At 60.9% G+C, this 15,090-nt stretch carries 20 protein-coding genes and 1 pseudogene; 10 read left to right on the top strand and 11 right to left on the bottom strand.

Annotation, left to right across the window (positions count from 1 at the left end; genetic code table 11):
• Nucleotides 1–185: 185 nt before the first annotated feature.
• The 10 genes from NFX52_RS25200 to NFX52_RS25155 form a co-directional block, all read right to left on the bottom strand.
• Entirely contained in the window at nt 186–623 is a 438-nt protein-coding gene (locus NFX52_RS25200; protein ID WP_055402093.1) for a helix-turn-helix domain-containing protein, read from the bottom strand.
• A 152-nt stretch (nt 624–775) separates the two neighbouring features.
• Nucleotides 776–1,243: a hypothetical protein gene (locus tag NFX52_RS25195; protein WP_055402091.1), complete on the bottom strand. Its 468-nt coding sequence runs from the start codon at nt 1,241–1,243 to the stop codon at nt 776–778.
• A complete protein-coding gene (locus tag NFX52_RS25190; RefSeq protein WP_055402089.1) occupies nt 1,221–1,706 on the bottom strand; it encodes an RES family NAD+ phosphorylase in 486 nt (161 codons plus the stop codon). The genes NFX52_RS25195 and NFX52_RS25190 overlap by 23 nt, the downstream gene beginning before the upstream one ends.
• Entirely contained in the window at nt 1,703–2,410 is a 708-nt protein-coding gene (locus NFX52_RS25185) for an antitoxin Xre/MbcA/ParS toxin-binding domain-containing protein (RefSeq protein ID WP_082437645.1), read from the bottom strand. The genes NFX52_RS25190 and NFX52_RS25185 overlap by 4 nt, the downstream gene beginning before the upstream one ends.
• Before the next feature lie 76 nt (nt 2,411–2,486).
• Nucleotides 2,487–3,032, bottom strand: coding sequence for an AP2 domain-containing protein (locus NFX52_RS25180; RefSeq protein ID WP_055402084.1), 546 nt, complete (start codon nt 3,030–3,032; stop codon nt 2,487–2,489).
• Entirely contained in the window at nt 3,029–3,295 is a 267-nt protein-coding gene (locus tag NFX52_RS25175; protein WP_055402082.1) for a hypothetical protein, read from the bottom strand. The genes NFX52_RS25180 and NFX52_RS25175 overlap by 4 nt, the downstream gene beginning before the upstream one ends.
• A 327-nt stretch (nt 3,296–3,622) precedes the next feature.
• Nucleotides 3,623–5,668 carry a hypothetical protein gene (locus NFX52_RS25170; protein ID WP_156358866.1) on the bottom strand — a complete coding sequence of 682 codons (2,046 nt, stop codon included), beginning with the start codon at nt 5,666–5,668 and terminating at the stop codon, nt 3,623–3,625.
• A 227-nt stretch (nt 5,669–5,895) separates the two neighbouring features.
• A complete protein-coding gene (locus NFX52_RS25165; RefSeq protein ID WP_055402078.1) occupies nt 5,896–6,486 on the bottom strand; it encodes a mobile mystery protein B in 591 nt (196 codons plus the stop codon).
• Complete coding sequence (locus NFX52_RS25160) at nt 6,477–6,938, bottom strand: mobile mystery protein A (RefSeq protein ID WP_055402076.1); 462 nt, start codon at nt 6,936–6,938, stop codon at nt 6,477–6,479. Before NFX52_RS25160 ends, NFX52_RS25165 begins: the two co-directional genes overlap by 10 nt.
• A gap of 27 nt (nt 6,939–6,965) precedes the next feature.
• The gene (locus tag NFX52_RS25155) at nt 6,966–7,106 is read right to left on the bottom strand and encodes a hypothetical protein (protein ID WP_156358865.1); all 141 of its coding nucleotides are present in this window, start codon (nt 7,104–7,106) and stop codon (nt 6,966–6,968) included.
• Nucleotides 7,107–7,332: 226 nt separating this feature from the next.
• Here NFX52_RS25155 and NFX52_RS25150 point away from each other — a divergent pair, with 226 nt between their 5' ends.
• On the top strand, nt 7,333–8,454 hold the full coding sequence (locus NFX52_RS25150) for a CaiB/BaiF CoA transferase family protein (protein ID WP_055402074.1): 1,122 nt from the start codon (nt 7,333–7,335) through the stop codon (nt 8,452–8,454).
• A 71-nt stretch (nt 8,455–8,525) separates the two neighbouring features.
• On the opposite strand, the gene merR is transcribed toward NFX52_RS25150, so the two are convergent.
• The gene (gene merR, locus NFX52_RS25145) at nt 8,526–8,960 is read right to left on the bottom strand and encodes a mercury resistance transcriptional regulator MerR (protein ID WP_005303925.1); all 435 of its coding nucleotides are present in this window, start codon (nt 8,958–8,960) and stop codon (nt 8,526–8,528) included.
• A 71-nt stretch (nt 8,961–9,031) separates the two neighbouring features.
• Between merR and NFX52_RS25140 the strand changes: the two genes are divergently transcribed.
• The 9 genes and pseudogenes from NFX52_RS25140 to NFX52_RS25095 form a co-directional block, all read left to right on the top strand.
• Entirely contained in the window at nt 9,032–9,382 is a 351-nt protein-coding gene (locus NFX52_RS25140; RefSeq protein ID WP_001294663.1) for a mercuric transport protein MerT, read from the top strand.
• 13 nt (nt 9,383–9,395) lie between these two features.
• The gene (gene merP, locus NFX52_RS25135; RefSeq protein ID WP_000732292.1) at nt 9,396–9,671 is read left to right on the top strand and encodes a mercury resistance system periplasmic binding protein MerP; all 276 of its coding nucleotides are present in this window, start codon (nt 9,396–9,398) and stop codon (nt 9,669–9,671) included.
• On the top strand, nt 9,668–10,129 hold the full coding sequence (gene merC, locus NFX52_RS25130) for an organomercurial transporter MerC (protein ID WP_000082530.1): 462 nt from the start codon (nt 9,668–9,670) through the stop codon (nt 10,127–10,129). The genes merP and merC overlap by 4 nt, the downstream gene beginning before the upstream one ends.
• A gap of 51 nt (nt 10,130–10,180) precedes the next feature.
• Complete coding sequence (gene merA / locus NFX52_RS25125) at nt 10,181–11,875, top strand: mercury(II) reductase (protein WP_055402072.1); 1,695 nt, start codon at nt 10,181–10,183, stop codon at nt 11,873–11,875.
• A 17-nt stretch (nt 11,876–11,892) separates the two neighbouring features.
• A complete protein-coding gene (gene merD / locus NFX52_RS25120) occupies nt 11,893–12,255 on the top strand; it encodes a mercury resistance co-regulator MerD (RefSeq protein ID WP_001277456.1) in 363 nt (120 codons plus the stop codon).
• A complete protein-coding gene (merE, locus tag NFX52_RS25115) occupies nt 12,252–12,488 on the top strand; it encodes a broad-spectrum mercury transporter MerE (RefSeq protein ID WP_000993386.1) in 237 nt (78 codons plus the stop codon). The genes merD and merE overlap by 4 nt, the downstream gene beginning before the upstream one ends.
• Complete coding sequence (locus NFX52_RS25110; protein WP_016240397.1) at nt 12,485–13,471, top strand: DUF3330 domain-containing protein; 987 nt, start codon at nt 12,485–12,487, stop codon at nt 13,469–13,471. Before merE ends, NFX52_RS25110 begins: the two co-directional genes overlap by 4 nt.
• A gap of 125 nt (nt 13,472–13,596) precedes the next feature.
• Nucleotides 13,597–14,157, top strand: coding sequence for a recombinase family protein (locus tag NFX52_RS25100; protein WP_000147567.1), 561 nt, complete (start codon nt 13,597–13,599; stop codon nt 14,155–14,157).
• Nucleotides 14,158–14,159: 2 nt separating this feature from the next.
• Nucleotides 14,160–14,963 (top strand): annotated as a pseudogene (locus NFX52_RS25095) (DUF4158 domain-containing protein); the annotation flags it as partial.
• Between the last annotated feature and the right edge of the window lie 127 nt (nt 14,964–15,090).

Genomic DNA, 15,090 nt, shown 5'->3' with positions numbered 1-15,090 from the left:
AAGTGTACGACGGCCGTTGAGCGGGCCTAACTTGGCGTATTTCGGTCGATCAGCAAGGCTGCAAGCCGCGCCCGGAAAGGGTTCGCGCGGAAAACGCACCAATTTGCACGAAAAGTACGATCACCCCCATTTCCAGACACAAAAAAGCCCGCGTCAGCGGGCATGGGCATGGAGGAAGCATTCGCTCAGCCACCAGGCGAAACGGCTTGACCGGCATCGGTCGGGGCTTGCATTGAAATAAAGTTTTGCATCAACTCCAAGCAATACGCATCTGTAATTACCCCTTGCTTGGCCGCTTTAGAAAAAACATCAATGAACGCCAGATGCAGTGGAGATAGGCCGGCATGACTCGTGGACGGGAGCATCACGGGAATGGGCTCCACGGGCACCTTCATATTCACATGGTCCATGGCACCTTCGGGAAGGCCCAAGGCGGTTTCGACTTTGCGGCAAAAACTCCGACCCACTTGGGCTCGGAGAGTCATGTACTGACTCACCGCACCAGCACTCAGACCCACCATATCCGCCAACTCGGCCTGGGTAAGATTTCTCTGCTCAAGAATGGCCCGAAGGTTGGCGAGACGGACATCGGCGAGCTGCTTGTCGTAGGAGTTCAGATTCATGCGAAAAATATATCCGCACCTAAACAGTAAGTAAAGGGCAAGATTTAGTTTTCAGCTGGCCAGCGAGTGTCACCGGACACCAACGCCTGAAGATGTGTTCACTGGGAGCACCCACGCTGCGAGAAAGCTTCGTCTGATACCCCTTGCGGGGCTCAAAGACGCATGAACCAGCATGCCCCCAAGGGATCCCTCAGGGGAGCCCCCAGCGGCCCAATAGGACGCTGCTGCCAGCCCTGCGCCTGCACTGAGGCCATCAACTGAGCGTTGTAGACGTTCTCCATCTCGATATGGCTCAGCGGGGGCTCCAGAGTCTTCAGCCGCGCCAACAGAGCCCCCAAAAACCCCTTGCCCCGAAACTGCTTGGCCATGGTCACGTCTGCAATCACCAGCCCGTGCCCCGCAAGCTGATCGGGGACCCAGGTAAGGGAGTAGCGCGCTCTGACGGCGTTCGGGGCCATGCAGCGGTAGTACATCGCCAGATGTCCATCCAGAAAGTGCCGGGAGCGCATCGGGAAGGCGCCCTCCCCTGTCTGGGAAAACGTCTCCTGGATCTCTCCGACCACCCGCTCGACGAGCTGCTCGCGCCAGGCCTGAAGATCAGCTTCGCAAGCGAGAGTCATACTGCCAGCGGCGTTCTTTGAAGGCCTTGATGGAGCCCCTGGCCATCGCGGGATGACGGGGGTTGATCAGGACGTTGTACTCCTCAGGAACGATGGCCGAAGGCACCTGCAGCAGCGCCGAAGCGCCAGACCGCAGCCATTGGTCGCCGAAATCCAGCGTCACCATGCCCGGGGGCACCACGTCCCAGCCCACCGGCAGCGAGGCGCGGTCAGCAACGATGCGCTTCTTCCAGACATCCTTGGTGACCTCAATCCGCACCAGGATGCGGTTCAAGGGCAGAAGCGCAGCATTGAAGTGCACCAGTGTCTCCATGGCGGCCAGGGACACGTTGGAGGCCGTATAGAGCACCGGAGTGCCGGGTCGATTCCATCGCCCACCGGAGATTTCTGCGCCCTTGCCGCTGAGGCTGTCTGCCGTGAATGTGGATTCGTCGGCCGCTATACGCCAAAGATTCACCGTCATGCATAGGCCCCGCTGCGGATCTGGTCCAGCAGCTGGGAAACCAATGCCTGGCCCACCGCCGTATCCATGTACTCGGAAGGCTTGCGCCCGCCCAGGGCGGGGAGCCCCTGCTCCATCCAGTTGGCCAGCCATGCAGCCGCATCAAACCCTTCCGGGTTGCCCGCCTCGTTCACCATGGTCTGCACCTGGCCGATGAGGCGGGACATGCCGATGACTTTTTCGGAATCGTCGGTCGAGAGGAGTTCAGAGCTTGCGGTCTTCTTCCTCACCGTCGATGCGGCGAGACCCAGGCGCTCCGCCATGCCTTCCTTGGGTATGCCCATTTCGCTCGACAGTACGCTGAGCATCTTTGGTGAGACGCCCGTCTTGATGGCTTCCACAAGCGAGTACATGGAAGAGGCATAAACCTCCTGGAAATCCAGCAAATGACTCTTGTGCGCATCAATGAACGAGCTGTTCGCCTTGAGCAACTCCTCAAGTTGATCCTCTGAGCGAAACGTTGGAAGTGAAATCTTGAGAATTACGCCTTCCAACAAGGCGGAGGTCTTTATGACGACATCGGCCTGATTCAGCAACCCACTAAGAGATGCGTTCTTTTCTTTAAGGACTGCCAGTGCATGCGTTTTCAGCTTCGAAGACTCTCCTGAGGCCTCGGGTGTTGCCTTCTTGGATTTTCCATGCGCGGAGGGGTGCAGAGTTGCCATAGATCGCTCCTTTTAGCGAATAGTAACGCTCATTTGAGCGAAAGGGTTTTCAGCGTAGGTTCGCCCAGGACAGCTATCACAGCCCAAAGACCACCCGCCTGCGCTGCGCCTCCTCGGCAACCTTCTGCCGCACGATGGCTTCCACCTGCGCCCAGGCCTCATCGCGGGTCCTCAGAGCCCCAAATGCCCTTTTCACTTTGCGCTGCTTGGCCTGGCCATCCACCGTCTCCATCCAGCAGCCCAGAATGGTTTTGGTATTTCGGTCCATGACCTCCGAAATGGAAAGCAGGCTCTCGCCTTCGTTGACTCTGCGATGGGAACTGCGCACCCGCGCGTAAACGTCAATCCCTGCCCGCTCGTAGGCCTCGTCCCGGTGGTACTGGGCCTGTATCAGTGCGGCCTCGGGCCCACCGTAGTCGCCCATCGGGAAATAGGTAATCCCGCCGCCGCAGAAGAACGGCAGCTGAACGCGCCAGGCGGCCCAGGTGCTGTGCCAGTCGATGTTCTTGAAGCTGGGATCTGGGGGCTTGTCCCCGGTGGTCGCAATCCGTTCGCGCAGGGCCAGAAGAGCCGCACGGTCGAACGCCCCAAGCAGACGACGATGTTCCACGCTGACTTTCAAGCGTTTTCAGTCCTCAGATCGGCGAGGATGGCACGGCGCTCCGCTTCAGCCGCCTGCAGATCGATGCCGAAATGCTGGGCCAGCAGCTCCTCGGTGGGGGTGCCGACTGGATGGAACAAGGTGCCACGGAGCCCCCCGGCAGAGCTGCAGATGGTCATTCCTTTCGAACTCAGCCAGTCGATGAACTCACCGATCACTTGCGACTGCTCCTGGACCGCCAGCATCTTGGCCAATACGGACTGTGGATGATCTGGGGCTGACATGGACCTCTCCTGTGGTGGTTGCTGGGCTCTCGGGGGCAAAAAAGCAAGGTGGAGTTGCAAGCTTGGCAAACAACCCACAGAACCGGTATGGATGATGAGACGCAGATGTGGGTTGCAGGATCAATGATGATCTTGACTCTCGTGCTCCTCGGCCTGTACTACTTGTACCTGTCGCATCTTGAGAAAACTCAGGGGAACTCTGGCGTTTGAATGTGGGATGGTCATTGATTTTGTAGTCGATAAACGCATGGCGCCTCCCTGAGCGGCACCAAAACGTCCATCGACATCCCGTAGACCTAGCCCAAAGGATTGGGGCTCAGCCCTCGGTCATGGAGAACCCCGGCTCATCCTCGCCTTCTCCAACAGTTCGCCAAGACCCACCGGTTTCTTTCGCGGGACTTGCTCGCCAACGATGAGATAGTGCCCATCAGCGCGCAACTGCTGCAGAGCCTTCTCCTCTGAGCGCCACTTGAAGATGCGCTGTCGCTTGGATTCCAAGAGATCTACCGCCCGCTCAATCCGCACAAGGTCCTGAACGCAGGTGAACACGTCTCTCGCATCCAGTCGCCCTGCCATCAACTGCGCCCCAAGCAATAGTGAACGTCCGCCTACGGCTGCGCCATCAGCAGATTCAGGATCCACGGAGCTGGCGCAGAACGCGGAATACACGAGTATCCCTGCGATGGCCGACATGTCTAAAAGCCCCTTTACGGATTTGGACCACACGATGCCCACCGTCAGATCTTCGTAGGCATGCAACTCCGGCACTTCTTCTTTGACCTCCCGGCCTCGGATCTTCAGAGCGTACCGTTCTGACGCATCCTCAATGAAGGCTTCATCGTCAAGGTACTGATCCAACGCTTTCGCCGGGGCGAGTCTCAGCGCGGCTTGAATGACCGCATCGTTTGACCACGTGGCGGCAGCTTCGTCTGATTGGCGGTAGAGGTCCTGCAGGACCGCCGCCGTGGCGCTGCGCAAGGCCTCGACGCCCGCTGGAAAGACATCACGCCCGGGGGCTCCTGGCCAGTTATCCAGCACAGCACGAATCCGTTTATCCGACGAAAGCCAGGCGGGAATCCGCTCCGGGCTCAGGAACATATGCTGCTGGTGCCGGATGTAGAGCTGGCCCTGTTCTACGAACAGGCCACCCTCGCCGGCGTCCAGCACCGCGTGCTTTTCCCAGTAGGCGACAGCGCAGAGGGGCTGCAGCGTGTCTTTCGGAAGCGAAGCCAGTCGATCGGCGTCCGCGCCGATATCGAAGCCCTGGAAGCTGTACGACGGCAGGAACCCGTTGATGTGGATTGCCCCCCCAGGAACACTTGGGACGTTAACCTGTTGGCCGCACATGAGGTCAGCCAGCGCCTCGAAGATATCGTCGCTCTGCGCGTCGTACACCACGGGGATGATGCCGCCCAGCGCCCAGTTCTCGATAACGCGGCCGATGACGCGGTTCTCCCCATTCATAAGCCAATGGACGGCAAGTCCTATGGGTAGGCGCTTGTCCCTTTTGATGGTCTGGGCCAGTGGCGCGAACGCTTGAGGTAGAAGCTCCCTCATCACAAAGGCCCGGAAAACATCCGCCTCTGGCTGGAGCCCCATGTAGCCCTCCTCCATCACCAGGTCATCCTGGAAGTCAGCGGGCAAGCTGTTGACCAACGCAGTCAACTGACCCCAAGAGAACGCTCGCTTGTCGGGGAGCACGGCAAAACTGTAGGGCGGGGCTCCGCAGTCGAGCAGTTCGGGCGTGCGCGGGTGCCAATCGGGTCCGAAAAAGGTACCCGACTCGTCAAGAAACAGCATGGGTCCAGAGGCCAGAGCAGACTTTTGTGACTCCTCGAATTTCGCCTCGGGTGTGGACGCATCGACCTCCAGCATGGACAGGCGCAGGCCTTGGGTGGCCTCGCGTGCATCCGCCAACGGCATCGGCGCCAGGCGCGATAGCTTCCAGGCCACGCTGTCGGTGATCTGCTCGCGTGTTGCGGCCTTGGGGGGCGATAGGAGATGCGCCTTGACCGCCTGTTGGAGGTCATGCAGTGAGCGGTAGCCAAGCAGGTGGGCAAGTTTGCCCTGGGCCTGCATGAGGCTCAGCTTGCCATGCGGCCAGGCTTTGGCCAGTGATTTGGAGATAGCAGAAAAGCGGCCCGAGTTGAGGTCCGCCTGTGAGACAGCGATACGCATGATTCCTTCTTTCCGGTGGCGACGGAAAAACAATCGGGGGCTGGCTTGCCGGGGGTGCGCCACCTTGAAAAACGGAGTTGCGTTCAACAGTCGGGGTGCGTGGTCTCTGACGTAGCCTTTACCAATGCCAGCGGTGCGGATGAGACCAATCCGTGCGCTGATCTTGCCATAGATGGAAATGGAATGGAAGGACAAACGCCCACGGGCAGGCCGCCCCCGACCAGAGCAAATCTGGGTTTGTTGTCGTTGGTACCTGTTCCGCAAAATAGGCCCGCACCAAAGAGCCACTGAAGGGGAACAATGCAGCGGCTCCTGTACCACGCACCAGACAATCCGAACCAAGAATCGCCCTTTGATCGCGCGATCGTGCAGGTTGTCCAGGGCCAGGTGCAACGGCAGGATCGCCTGCCCAGGACCCTACGTTAGCTACGAACAAAGGCCAGCAACAACTTATAGTCGTTTCTATCGGCTGCTCTGAGCGCGGCCAAATACTGCCCTCTGGCCTCGGTACCGGACACCAAGTCAGCTCCCTTGCCCCAGGTAAAAGGGGGCTCTCCCATGCTGGCCAAGAGCGCATCGGCCATCATCCGAGCGTGTCGGCCGTTGCCATTCGGGAATGGGTGGATCCAGACGAGATCACGATGAAAGCGGGCAGCGATCTCATCAGGTGGGAACGTCTTGTTATCAATCCACCAACGGGTGTTCTCAAACAGATTTTTGAGTTTGACTGCCACCTGCGTCCAGTCACAGCCGATGTTCTTGTCTGAGCGGCGGAACGTACCTGCCCATTTCCAGGTATCTTTAAACATCTGCTTGTGCAGGTCACGGCAGAACCCCTCGCTCAGCACTTCCGGATCGCGTGTGCGTTGAAGCCAGCGCACTGCCTTGAGAATGTTGGTCTGCTCCCAGTCATTCAACTGGGCTTGCGTCGTTAGGTGCCCTGCCTTCAGGCCCGCTTTTTCATCAGGGTCCAGAGGTGTCTGTCCATCCTGCTCTTCCAGATCTAACGCCATAGGGCAGACCACCGCTCACGAAGCAGCTCAGCCGCCCTGCTGTCAATCTGCCTGCGCACTCTGTCGTCGCCGGGTCTTTGGCCTTCCAGAGCCATGGTATGCGTCACAGCCCCTATCTCCTTCACGGCCAGTTCGCGGGCTCGCTGCTGAACCACCTCGGAAATTGGTTGCCTGGGAACCAACGCGTAGACAAGATCGCAGTCGAGCCCGTCAGCCAGCTTTCGCAGCTGTCCCAAGGTGATGCGGTCTTCGGCCTCGGCCTTTTCGGATTTGTGCAGACTGGGGCCGGTAATGCCCAAACGCTGAGCTTGTTGGCGCTCGGTGCGCCCCAAGGCTTCCCTGATGCTTTTGAGCCAGCCCTGACTGGGGCGCTCACGCTTGCGAAGCGCCTTGTAGGGGTCAAGACTCTTATCCAAGTGCTCCATGCGGAGCTGATTCAATTCATGCGACATGGCTTCCTCATGGGTTAGCAAAATAGCCTAGTGCGCTAACTCAAGCTGAAGCAGATTGTATTCAACCGCTTCATCAAAGGCAACCGCACTAGTAGTTATTGCTTCACTATAAAGAAGCATCGCAGAAGTTGCCGCTTCACCATAATGAAGCTGAGCTTCGGGTTTCACCTGCTTGTGGGGCAACAGAATGGGCTTTGGGCAGCGCCGTGGCTGCCGCCCTCCCAAGGGCAAGCAGGCACATCCAGAAATCGTCGCAAGTTAACGTCACGCTTTAGCTTGCTTTTCGCCCCTACTTGGGGGCTATCGGGTGGAGAGAATCCAATCCCAGAAGTGGCTACTGTATGCGGGTACGAGCCACTACACCATCCGCCAGGCACTCAAACAGCGCGTTCACATGCAACAAAACCTCCCCCTTCAGGGCATCCGAGTTGTCGACCTCAGCCGCATCCTCTCCGGCCCCTACTGCGCCATGCTGTTGGCTGACATGGGCGCCCAGGTGTTGAAGGTGGAGTCACCGCAAAGCCCTGATCAGGCGCGCACATGGGGGCCTCCGTTTCACCGCGAGCAGGTGGCTCCGCACTTCCTTGCGGCCAATCGCGGCAAGAAGCTGCTGCACCTGGACTTGCAGGACCCCAACGATATCGAGCACATCCGGGAGTTGATCGCTCAGGCTGACGTGGTGGTCGAGAACTTCAAGGTGGGCTCGCTCAAGAAGCTGGGGCTGTGCAAGGACCAGCTCCTGCAGGACCACAAGCGCCTGATCTGGTGCTCGATCACCGGCTTTGGGGGCTCAGGCCCTTTCGCGCACCGTCCGGGGTATGACGCGATTGCCCAGGCCGCTTCTGGCTGGATGAGTCTCACGGGCAACGCTGATTGCGGCCCCATGAAGGCAGCACCACCGATCCTGGACCAGTCCACCGGTCTTTTCGCGGCACTGGGGATCTTGGCCAAGCTGCACCAGCGGCAAACGACAGGACGTGGCGGGCTGGTGGAGGCGAACCTGTTCTCGTCGGGATTCGCGCTCCTTGGCCCGTTCGCCCAGTCCACACTGCTCACCGGCCGCAGCCCGAAACTGGTCGGCAACGCCAACCCCTTCATCAGCCCGTTCGGCCGGTTCCTGTGCGATCAAGACTCGTATCTGATGCTCACCATCGGCTCCGACCAGCAGTTCACCACGCTGTGCAAGCTGCTTGGGGTGGATGAGCGCATCGCCCATGACTTCGCTGAGCACCACGTGCGCATTGACCGCGCGCAAGAGCTGAACAACATCCTGCAGGGCGCGTTCTCGCGCCTCACAGCTCAGGAGTGGGAGGAGATCTTGGGGTCAAGGGGTATCGCCTGCTCCAGCGTCAATTCAGTCGCGCAGGCGCTGGCCCATCCGCAAGTCGAACCGCTGGGGTTGGTCCAGAGGGATCGGCTGGGCCACCACCAGATTGCCTCCCCGGTTTTTCTGGATGGAGCCCCCCTATGGAGGGTCGGCAGGGATTCATGTAAAAAACCGCAGAAACGTGCTTAACCCATTGTCGCTATTGGGTTTTTTGACTCTTCGTAGTTGGGGGCACCTCAGAAAACGGAAAATAAAGCACGCTAAGGCATAGCTGACCTTGCCAGGCCTGCTTCGCCCTGTAGTGACGCGATCAACGGGCAGGAAACATTCCCCTTTCGTGCATGGCAGGCGCACACGAGTTCAGACAGCACGGTTTCCATGCGCGCCAAGTCGGCCATCTTCTCGCGCACGTCCTTGAGCTTGTGTTCGGCCAGGCTGCTGGCCTCCTCGCAGTGGGTGCCATCGTCGAGCCGCAACAGCTCGGCAATCTCGTCCAGACTGAACCCCAGCCGCTGTGCCGATTTCACGAATTTCACCCGAACCACGTCCGCCTCCCCATAGCGGCGGATGCTGCCGTAAGGCTTGTCCGGTTCCGGCAACAGGCCCTTGCGCTGATAGAAGCGGATTGTCTCCACGTTGACCCCGGCCGCCTTGGCAAAAACGCCAATGGTCAGGTTTTCCAAATTATTTTCCATATCGCTTGACTCCGTACATGAGTACGGAAGTAAGGTTACGCTATCCAATCCAAATTCAAAAGGGCCAACGTATGTCTGAACCACAAAACGGGCGCGGTGCGCTCTTCGCCGGCGGGCTGGCCGCCATTCTTGCATCGACCTGCTGCCTGGGGCCGCTAGTACTGGTCGCCCTGGGCTTCTCCGGTGCTTGGATCGGCAACCTGACGGTGCTGGAACCCTATCGACCGTTGTTCATCGGCGCGGCGCTAGTGGCGCTGTTCTTCGCCTGGAAGCGGATTTACCGGCCCGTGCAGGCATGCAAGCCAGGTGAGGTCTGCGCGATTCCGCAGGTGCGCGCCACCTACAAGCTGATTTTCTGGATCGTGGCCGTGCTGGTCCTGGTCGCGCTTGGATTTCCCTATGTCGTTCCATTTTTCTATTAACCAGGAGTTCATCATGAAGAAACTGTTTGCCTCCCTTGCCCTCGCCGCCGCTGTTGCCCCGGTGTGGGCCGCTACCCAGACCGTCACGCTAGCGGTTCCCGGCATGACTTGCGCCGCCTGCCCGATCACAGTCAAGAAAGCGCTCTCCAAGGTCGAAGGCGTGAGCAAGGTCGATGTGGGCTTCGAGAAGCGCGAGGCCGTCGTCACTTTTGACGACACCAAGGCCAGCGTACAGAAGCTGACCAAGGCCACCGCAGACGCCGGCTATCCGTCCAGCGTCAAGCAGTGAGCCAGCAAGCCAACGACAACAGCGAGAGCCGCTTCATGGGACTGATGACACGCATTGCCGATAAAACCGGCGCGCTCGGCAGCGTCGTTTCCGCGATGGGCTGCGCCGCCTGCTTTCCAGCCCTCGCCAGCTTCGGCGCGGCCATCGGGCTGGGCTTCTTGAGCCAGTACGAGGGACTGTTCATCAGCCGCCTGCTGCCGCTGTTTGCCGCGCTGGCCTTCCTGGCGAACGCGCTGGGTTGGTTCAGTCATCGGCAATGGCTGCGCAGTCTGCTCGGCATGATCGGCCCGGCCATCGTGTTTGCGGCCACGGTCTGGCTGCTCGGCAACTGGTGGACGGCGAACCTGATGTACGTCGGCCTGGCCTTGATGATTGGGGTGTCGATCTGGGACTTCGTGTCGCCGGCGCATCGCCGTTGCGGACCGGACGGCTGCGAACTCCCCGCCAAGCGCTTGTGAAAGACGGCTGACCGTGCGACACGGCGGCCCACACGAATAAGGAACGATGGTATGAGCACTCTCAAAATCACCGGCATGACTTGCGACTCGTGCGCAGTGCATGTCAAGGACGCCCTGGAGAAAGTGCCCGGCGTGCAATCAGCGGATGTCTCCTACGCCAAGGGCAGCGCCAAGCTCGCCATTGAGGTCGGCACGTCACCCGACGCGCTGACGGCCGCTGTAGCTGGACTCGGTTATCGGGCCACGCTGGCCGATGCCCCCTCAGTTTCGACGCCGGGCGGATTGCTCGACAAGATGCGCGATCTGCTGGGCAGAAACGACAAGACGGGTAGCAGCGGCGCATTGCATATCGCCGTCATCGGCAGCGGCGGGGCCGCGATGGCAGCGGCGCTGAAGGCCGTCGAGCAAGGCGCACGTGTCACGCTGATCGAGCGCGGCACCATCGGCGGCACCTGCGTCAATGTCGGTTGTGTGCCGTCCAAGATCATGATCCGCGCCGCCCATATCGCCCATCTGCGCCGGGAAAGCCCGTTCGATGGCGGCATCGCCGCTACCACGCCGACCATCCAGCGCACGGCGCTGCTGGCCCAGCAGCAGGCCCGCGTCGATGAACTGCGCCACGCCAAGTACGAAGGCATCTTGGAGGGCAATCCGGCGATCACTGTGCTGCACGGCTCCGCCCGCTTTAAGGACAATCGCAACCTGATCGTGCAACTCAACGACGGCGGCGAGCGCGTGGTGGCATTCGACCGCTGCCTGATCGCCACCGGCGCGAGCCCGGCCGTGCCGTCGATTCCCGGCCTGAAAGACACTCCGTACTGGACTTCCACTGAAGCGCTGGTCAGCGAGACGATTCCTAAGCGCCTGGCCGTGATTGGCTCATCAGTGGTGGCGCTGGAGCTGGCGCAGGCGTTCGCCCGACTCGGAGCGAAGGTGACGATCCTGGCTCGCAGCACGCTGTTCTTCCGCGAAGACCCAGCTATAGGCGAAGCCGTCACGGCCGCATTCCGCATGGAGGGCATCGAGGTGAGGGAACACACCCAGGCCAGCCAGGTCGCGTATATCAATGGTGAAGGGGACGGCGAATTCGTGCTCACCACGGCGCACGGCGAACTGCGCGCCGACAAGCTGCTGGTCGCCACCGGCCGCGCGCCCAACACACGCAAGCTGGCACTGGATGCGACGGGCGTCACGCTCACCCCGCAAGGCGCTATCGTCATCGACCCCGGCATGCGTACAAGCGTGGAACACATCTACGCCGCAGGCGACTGCACCGACCAGCCGCAGTTCGTCTATGTGGCGGCAGCGGCCGGCACTCGCGCCGCGATCAACATGACCGGCGGTGACGCGGCCCTGAACCTGACCGCGATGCCGGCCGTGGTGTTCACCGACCCGCAAGTGGCGACCGTAGGCTACAGCGAGGCGGAAGCGCACCATGACGGCATCAAAACTGATAGTCGCACGCTAACGCTGGACAACGTGCCGCGCGCGCTCGCCAACTTCGACACGCGCGGCTTCATCAAACTGGTGGTTGAAGAAGGCAGCGGACGACTGATCGGCGTGCAGGCAGTGGCCCCGGAAGCGGGCGAACTGATCCAGACGGCCGCACTGGCGATTCGCAACCGGATGACGGTGCAGGAACTGGCCGACCAGTTGTTCCCCTACCTGACGATGGTCGAAGGGTTGAAGCTCGCGGCGCAGACCTTCAACAAGGATGTGAAGCAGCTTTCCTGCTGCGCCGGGTGAGGACAAGGAGGTGTGCGATGAGCGCCTACACGGTATCGCAACTGGCCCATAACGCTGGGGTGAGCGTACATATCGTGCGCGACTACCTGGTGCGCGGCTTGTTACGGCCGGTGGCCTGCACCACGGGCGGCTACGGCGTGTTCGACGATGCGGCCTTGCAACGGCTGTGCTTCGTGCGCGCGGCCTTCGAGGCGGGTATCGGCCTGGATGCCCTGGCGCGGCTGTGCCGTGCGCTCGACGCAGCGGACGGCGCACAAGCCGCAGCGCAGCTTGCCGTGCTGCGCCAGTTGGTCGAGCGGCGGCGCGCGGCGTTGGCCCATCTGGACGCGCAACTGGCCTCCATGCCAGCCGAGCGGGCGCACGAGGAGGCATTGCCGTGAACGCCCCTGACAAACTGCCGCCCGAGACGCGCCAACCCGTTTCCGGCTACCTGTGGGGTGCGCTGGCCGTGTTGACCTGCCCCTGCCATCTGCCGATTCTCGCCGCCGTGCTGGCCGGGACGACCGCCGGTGCCTTCCTTGGCGAGCATTGGGGTGTTGCCGCGCTCGCGCTGACCGGCTTGTTCGTTCTGGCCGTAACGCGGCTGCTGCGCGCCTTCCGGGGCGGATCATGACGAGTTCGCAGCCCGCCGGATGGACGGCGGCCGAGTTGGCGCAGGCGGCGGCGCGCGGACAGCTTGACCTGCATTACCAGCCGCTGGTCGATCTGCGCGATCACCGGATCGCTGGCGCGGAAGCGTTGATGCGCTGGCGGCATCCGAGGCTTGGCCTGTTGCCGCCCGGCCAGTTCCTGCCGCTGGCCGAGTCGTTCGGCCTGATGCCGGAAATAGGCGCGTGGGTGCTGGGCGAGGCCTGTCGCCAGATGCACAAGTGGCAAGGACCGGCATGGCAACCGTTCCGTCTTGCCGTCAATGTGTCCGCCAGCCAGGTTGGGCCAACGTTCGACGACGAGGTAAAGCGGGTGCTGGCCGATATGGCCCTGCCCGCCGAGCTTCTGGAGATCGAACTGACCGAATCGGTCGCATTCGGCAATCCAGCCCTGTTCGCCAGTTTCGACGCCTTGCGCGCCATCGGCGTGCGCTTCGCCGCCGACGACTTCGGCACCGGCTATTCCTGCCTGCAACATCTGAAATGCTGCCCCATCACCACATTGAAAATCGACCAATCCTTTGTCGCCAGGCTCCCGGATGATGCCCGTGACCAAACTATCGTGCGGGCGGTGATCCAGCTCGCGCACGGGCTGGGCATGGAGGTGGTAGCCGAGGGTGTGGAAACACCCGACTGCCTTGCGTGGTTGCGGCAGGCGGGTTGCGACACGGTGCAGGGTTTCCTGTTCGCCAGGCCGATGCCGGCGGCGGCCTTCGTCGGCTTCGTCAACCAATGGAGGAACACCACCATGAACGCCAATGAACCGAGCACCAGTTGCTGCGTGTGCTGCAAGGAAATCCCGCTCGATGCCGCCTTCACGCCGGAAGGGGCCGAGTACGTGGAGCATTTCTGCGGGCTGGAGTGCTATCAGCGCTTCCAGGCGCGGGCCAGCACTGCGACCGAAACCAGCGTCAAACCGGACGCTTGTGATTCGCCGCCGTCAGGTTGAGGCATACCCTAACCTGATGTCAGATGCCATGTGTAAATTGCGTCAGGATAGGATTGAATTTTGAATTTATTGACATATCTCGTTGAAGGTCATAGAGTCTTCCCTGACATTTTGCAGGGAATTCCATGACTGGACAGCGCATTGGGTATATCAGGGTCAGCACCTTCGACCAGAACCCGGAACGGCAACTGGAAGGCGTCAAGGTTGATCGCGCTTTTAGCGACAAGGCATCCGGCAAGGATGTCAAGCGTCCGCAACTGGAAGCGCTGATAAGCTTCGCCCGCACCGGCGACACCGTGGTGGTGCATAGCATGGATCGCCTGGCGCGCAATCTCGATGATTTGCGCCGGATCGTGCAAACGCTGACACAACGCGGCGTGCATATCGAATTCGTCAAGGAACACCTCAGTTTTACTGGCGAAGACTCTCCGATGGCGAACCTGATGCTCTCGGTGATGGGCGCGTTCGCCGAGTTCGAGCGCGCCCTGATCCGCGAGCGTCAGCGCGAGGGTATTGCGCTCGCCAAGCAACGCGGGGCTTACCGTGGCAGGAAGAAATCCCTGTCGTCTGAGCGTATTGCCGAACTGCGCCAACGTGTCGAGGCTGGCGAGCAAAAGACCAAGCTTGCTCGTGAATTCGGAATCAGTCGCGAAACCCTGTATCAATACTTGAGAACGGATCAGTAAATATGCCACGTCGTTCCATCCTGTCCGCCGCCGAGCGGGAAAGCCTGCTGGCGTTGCCGGACTCCAAGGACGACCTGATCCGACATTACACATTCAACGATACCGACCTCTCGATCATCCGACAGCGGCGCGGGCCAGCCAATCGGCTGGGCTTCGCGGTGCAGCTCTGTTACCTGCGCTTTCCCGGCGTCATCCTGGGCGTCGATGAACTACCGTTCCCGCCCTTGTTGAAGCTGGTCGCCGACCAGCTCAAGGTCGGCGTCGAAAGCTGGAACGAGTACGGCCAGCGGGAGCAGACCCGGCGCGAGCACCTGAGCGAGCTGCAAACCGTGTTCGGTTTCCGGCCCTTCACCATGAGCCATTACCGGCAGGCCGTCCAGATGCTGACCGAGCTGGCGATGCAAACCGACAAAGGCATCGTGCTGGCCAGCGCCTTGATCGGGCACCTGCGGCGGCAGTCGGTCATTCTGCCCGCCCTCAACGCCGTCGAGCGGGCGAGTGCCGAGGCGATCACCCGTGCTAACCGGCGCATCTACGACGCCTTGGCCGAACCACTGGCGGACGCGCATCGCCGCCGCCTCGACGATCTGCTCAAGCGCCGGGACAACGGCAAGACGACCTGGTTGGCTTGGTTGCGCCAGTCTCCGGCCAAGCCAAATTCGCGGCATATGCTGGAACACATCGAACGCCTCAAGGCATGGCAGGCACTCGATCTGCCTACCGGCATCGAGCGGCTGGTTCACCAGAACCGCCTGCTCAAGATTGCCCGCGAGGGCGGCCAGATGACACCCGCCGACCTGGCCAAATTGGGGTGTTCGTCCTTTTGATGCGGATTGACACGCCAGCGCCAAAATACTCTTTATAAAACAACAAGTTAGATATTCGACATTTTTCGTCGAACTCGCCTTGAGTGCAGATTGACACGTTTGTTTT

Origin of the sequence: Acidovorax facilis, assembly GCF_023913775.1 — a bacterium.
Classification (GTDB): domain Bacteria; phylum Pseudomonadota; class Gammaproteobacteria; order Burkholderiales; family Burkholderiaceae_C; genus Acidovorax; species Acidovorax facilis.
Note: the sequence above shows the minus strand (reverse complement) of the source record. Positions and strands in the feature narration are given on the sequence as shown.

What these genes read in the sequence shown, in the direction of transcription:
- NFX52_RS25195 (WP_055402091.1), bottom strand. Translation starts at nt 1,243, where the DNA reads ATGACTCTCGCTTGCGAAGCTGATCTTCAGGCCTGGCGCGAGCAGCTC.
- merR (WP_005303925.1), bottom strand. Translation starts at nt 8,960, where the DNA reads ATGGAAAATAATTTGGAAAACCTGACCATTGGCGTTTTTGCCAAGGCG.
- NFX52_RS25110 (WP_016240397.1), top strand. Translation starts at nt 12,485, where the DNA reads ATGACGAGTTCGCAGCCCGCCGGATGGACGGCGGCCGAGTTGGCGCAG.
- merD (WP_001277456.1), top strand. Translation starts at nt 11,893, where the DNA reads ATGAGCGCCTACACGGTATCGCAACTGGCCCATAACGCTGGGGTGAGC.
- NFX52_RS25150 (WP_055402074.1), top strand. Translation starts at nt 7,333, where the DNA reads ATGCAACAAAACCTCCCCCTTCAGGGCATCCGAGTTGTCGACCTCAGC.
- NFX52_RS25190 (WP_055402089.1), bottom strand. Translation starts at nt 1,706, where the DNA reads ATGACGGTGAATCTTTGGCGTATAGCGGCCGACGAATCCACATTCACG.
- NFX52_RS25185 (WP_082437645.1), bottom strand. Translation starts at nt 2,410, where the DNA reads ATGGCAACTCTGCACCCCTCCGCGCATGGAAAATCCAAGAAGGCAACA.
- NFX52_RS25100 (WP_000147567.1), top strand. Translation starts at nt 13,597, where the DNA reads ATGACTGGACAGCGCATTGGGTATATCAGGGTCAGCACCTTCGACCAG.
- NFX52_RS25165 (WP_055402078.1), bottom strand. Translation starts at nt 6,486, where the DNA reads ATGGCGTTAGATCTGGAAGAGCAGGATGGACAGACACCTCTGGACCCT.
- merP (WP_000732292.1), top strand. Translation starts at nt 9,396, where the DNA reads ATGAAGAAACTGTTTGCCTCCCTTGCCCTCGCCGCCGCTGTTGCCCCG.
- NFX52_RS25175 (WP_055402082.1), bottom strand. Translation starts at nt 3,295, where the DNA reads ATGTCAGCCCCAGATCATCCACAGTCCGTATTGGCCAAGATGCTGGCG.
- NFX52_RS25200 (WP_055402093.1), bottom strand. Translation starts at nt 623, where the DNA reads ATGAATCTGAACTCCTACGACAAGCAGCTCGCCGATGTCCGTCTCGCC.
- merA (WP_055402072.1), top strand. Translation starts at nt 10,181, where the DNA reads ATGAGCACTCTCAAAATCACCGGCATGACTTGCGACTCGTGCGCAGTG.
- NFX52_RS25160 (WP_055402076.1), bottom strand. Translation starts at nt 6,938, where the DNA reads ATGTCGCATGAATTGAATCAGCTCCGCATGGAGCACTTGGATAAGAGT.
- NFX52_RS25140 (WP_001294663.1), top strand. Translation starts at nt 9,032, where the DNA reads ATGTCTGAACCACAAAACGGGCGCGGTGCGCTCTTCGCCGGCGGGCTG.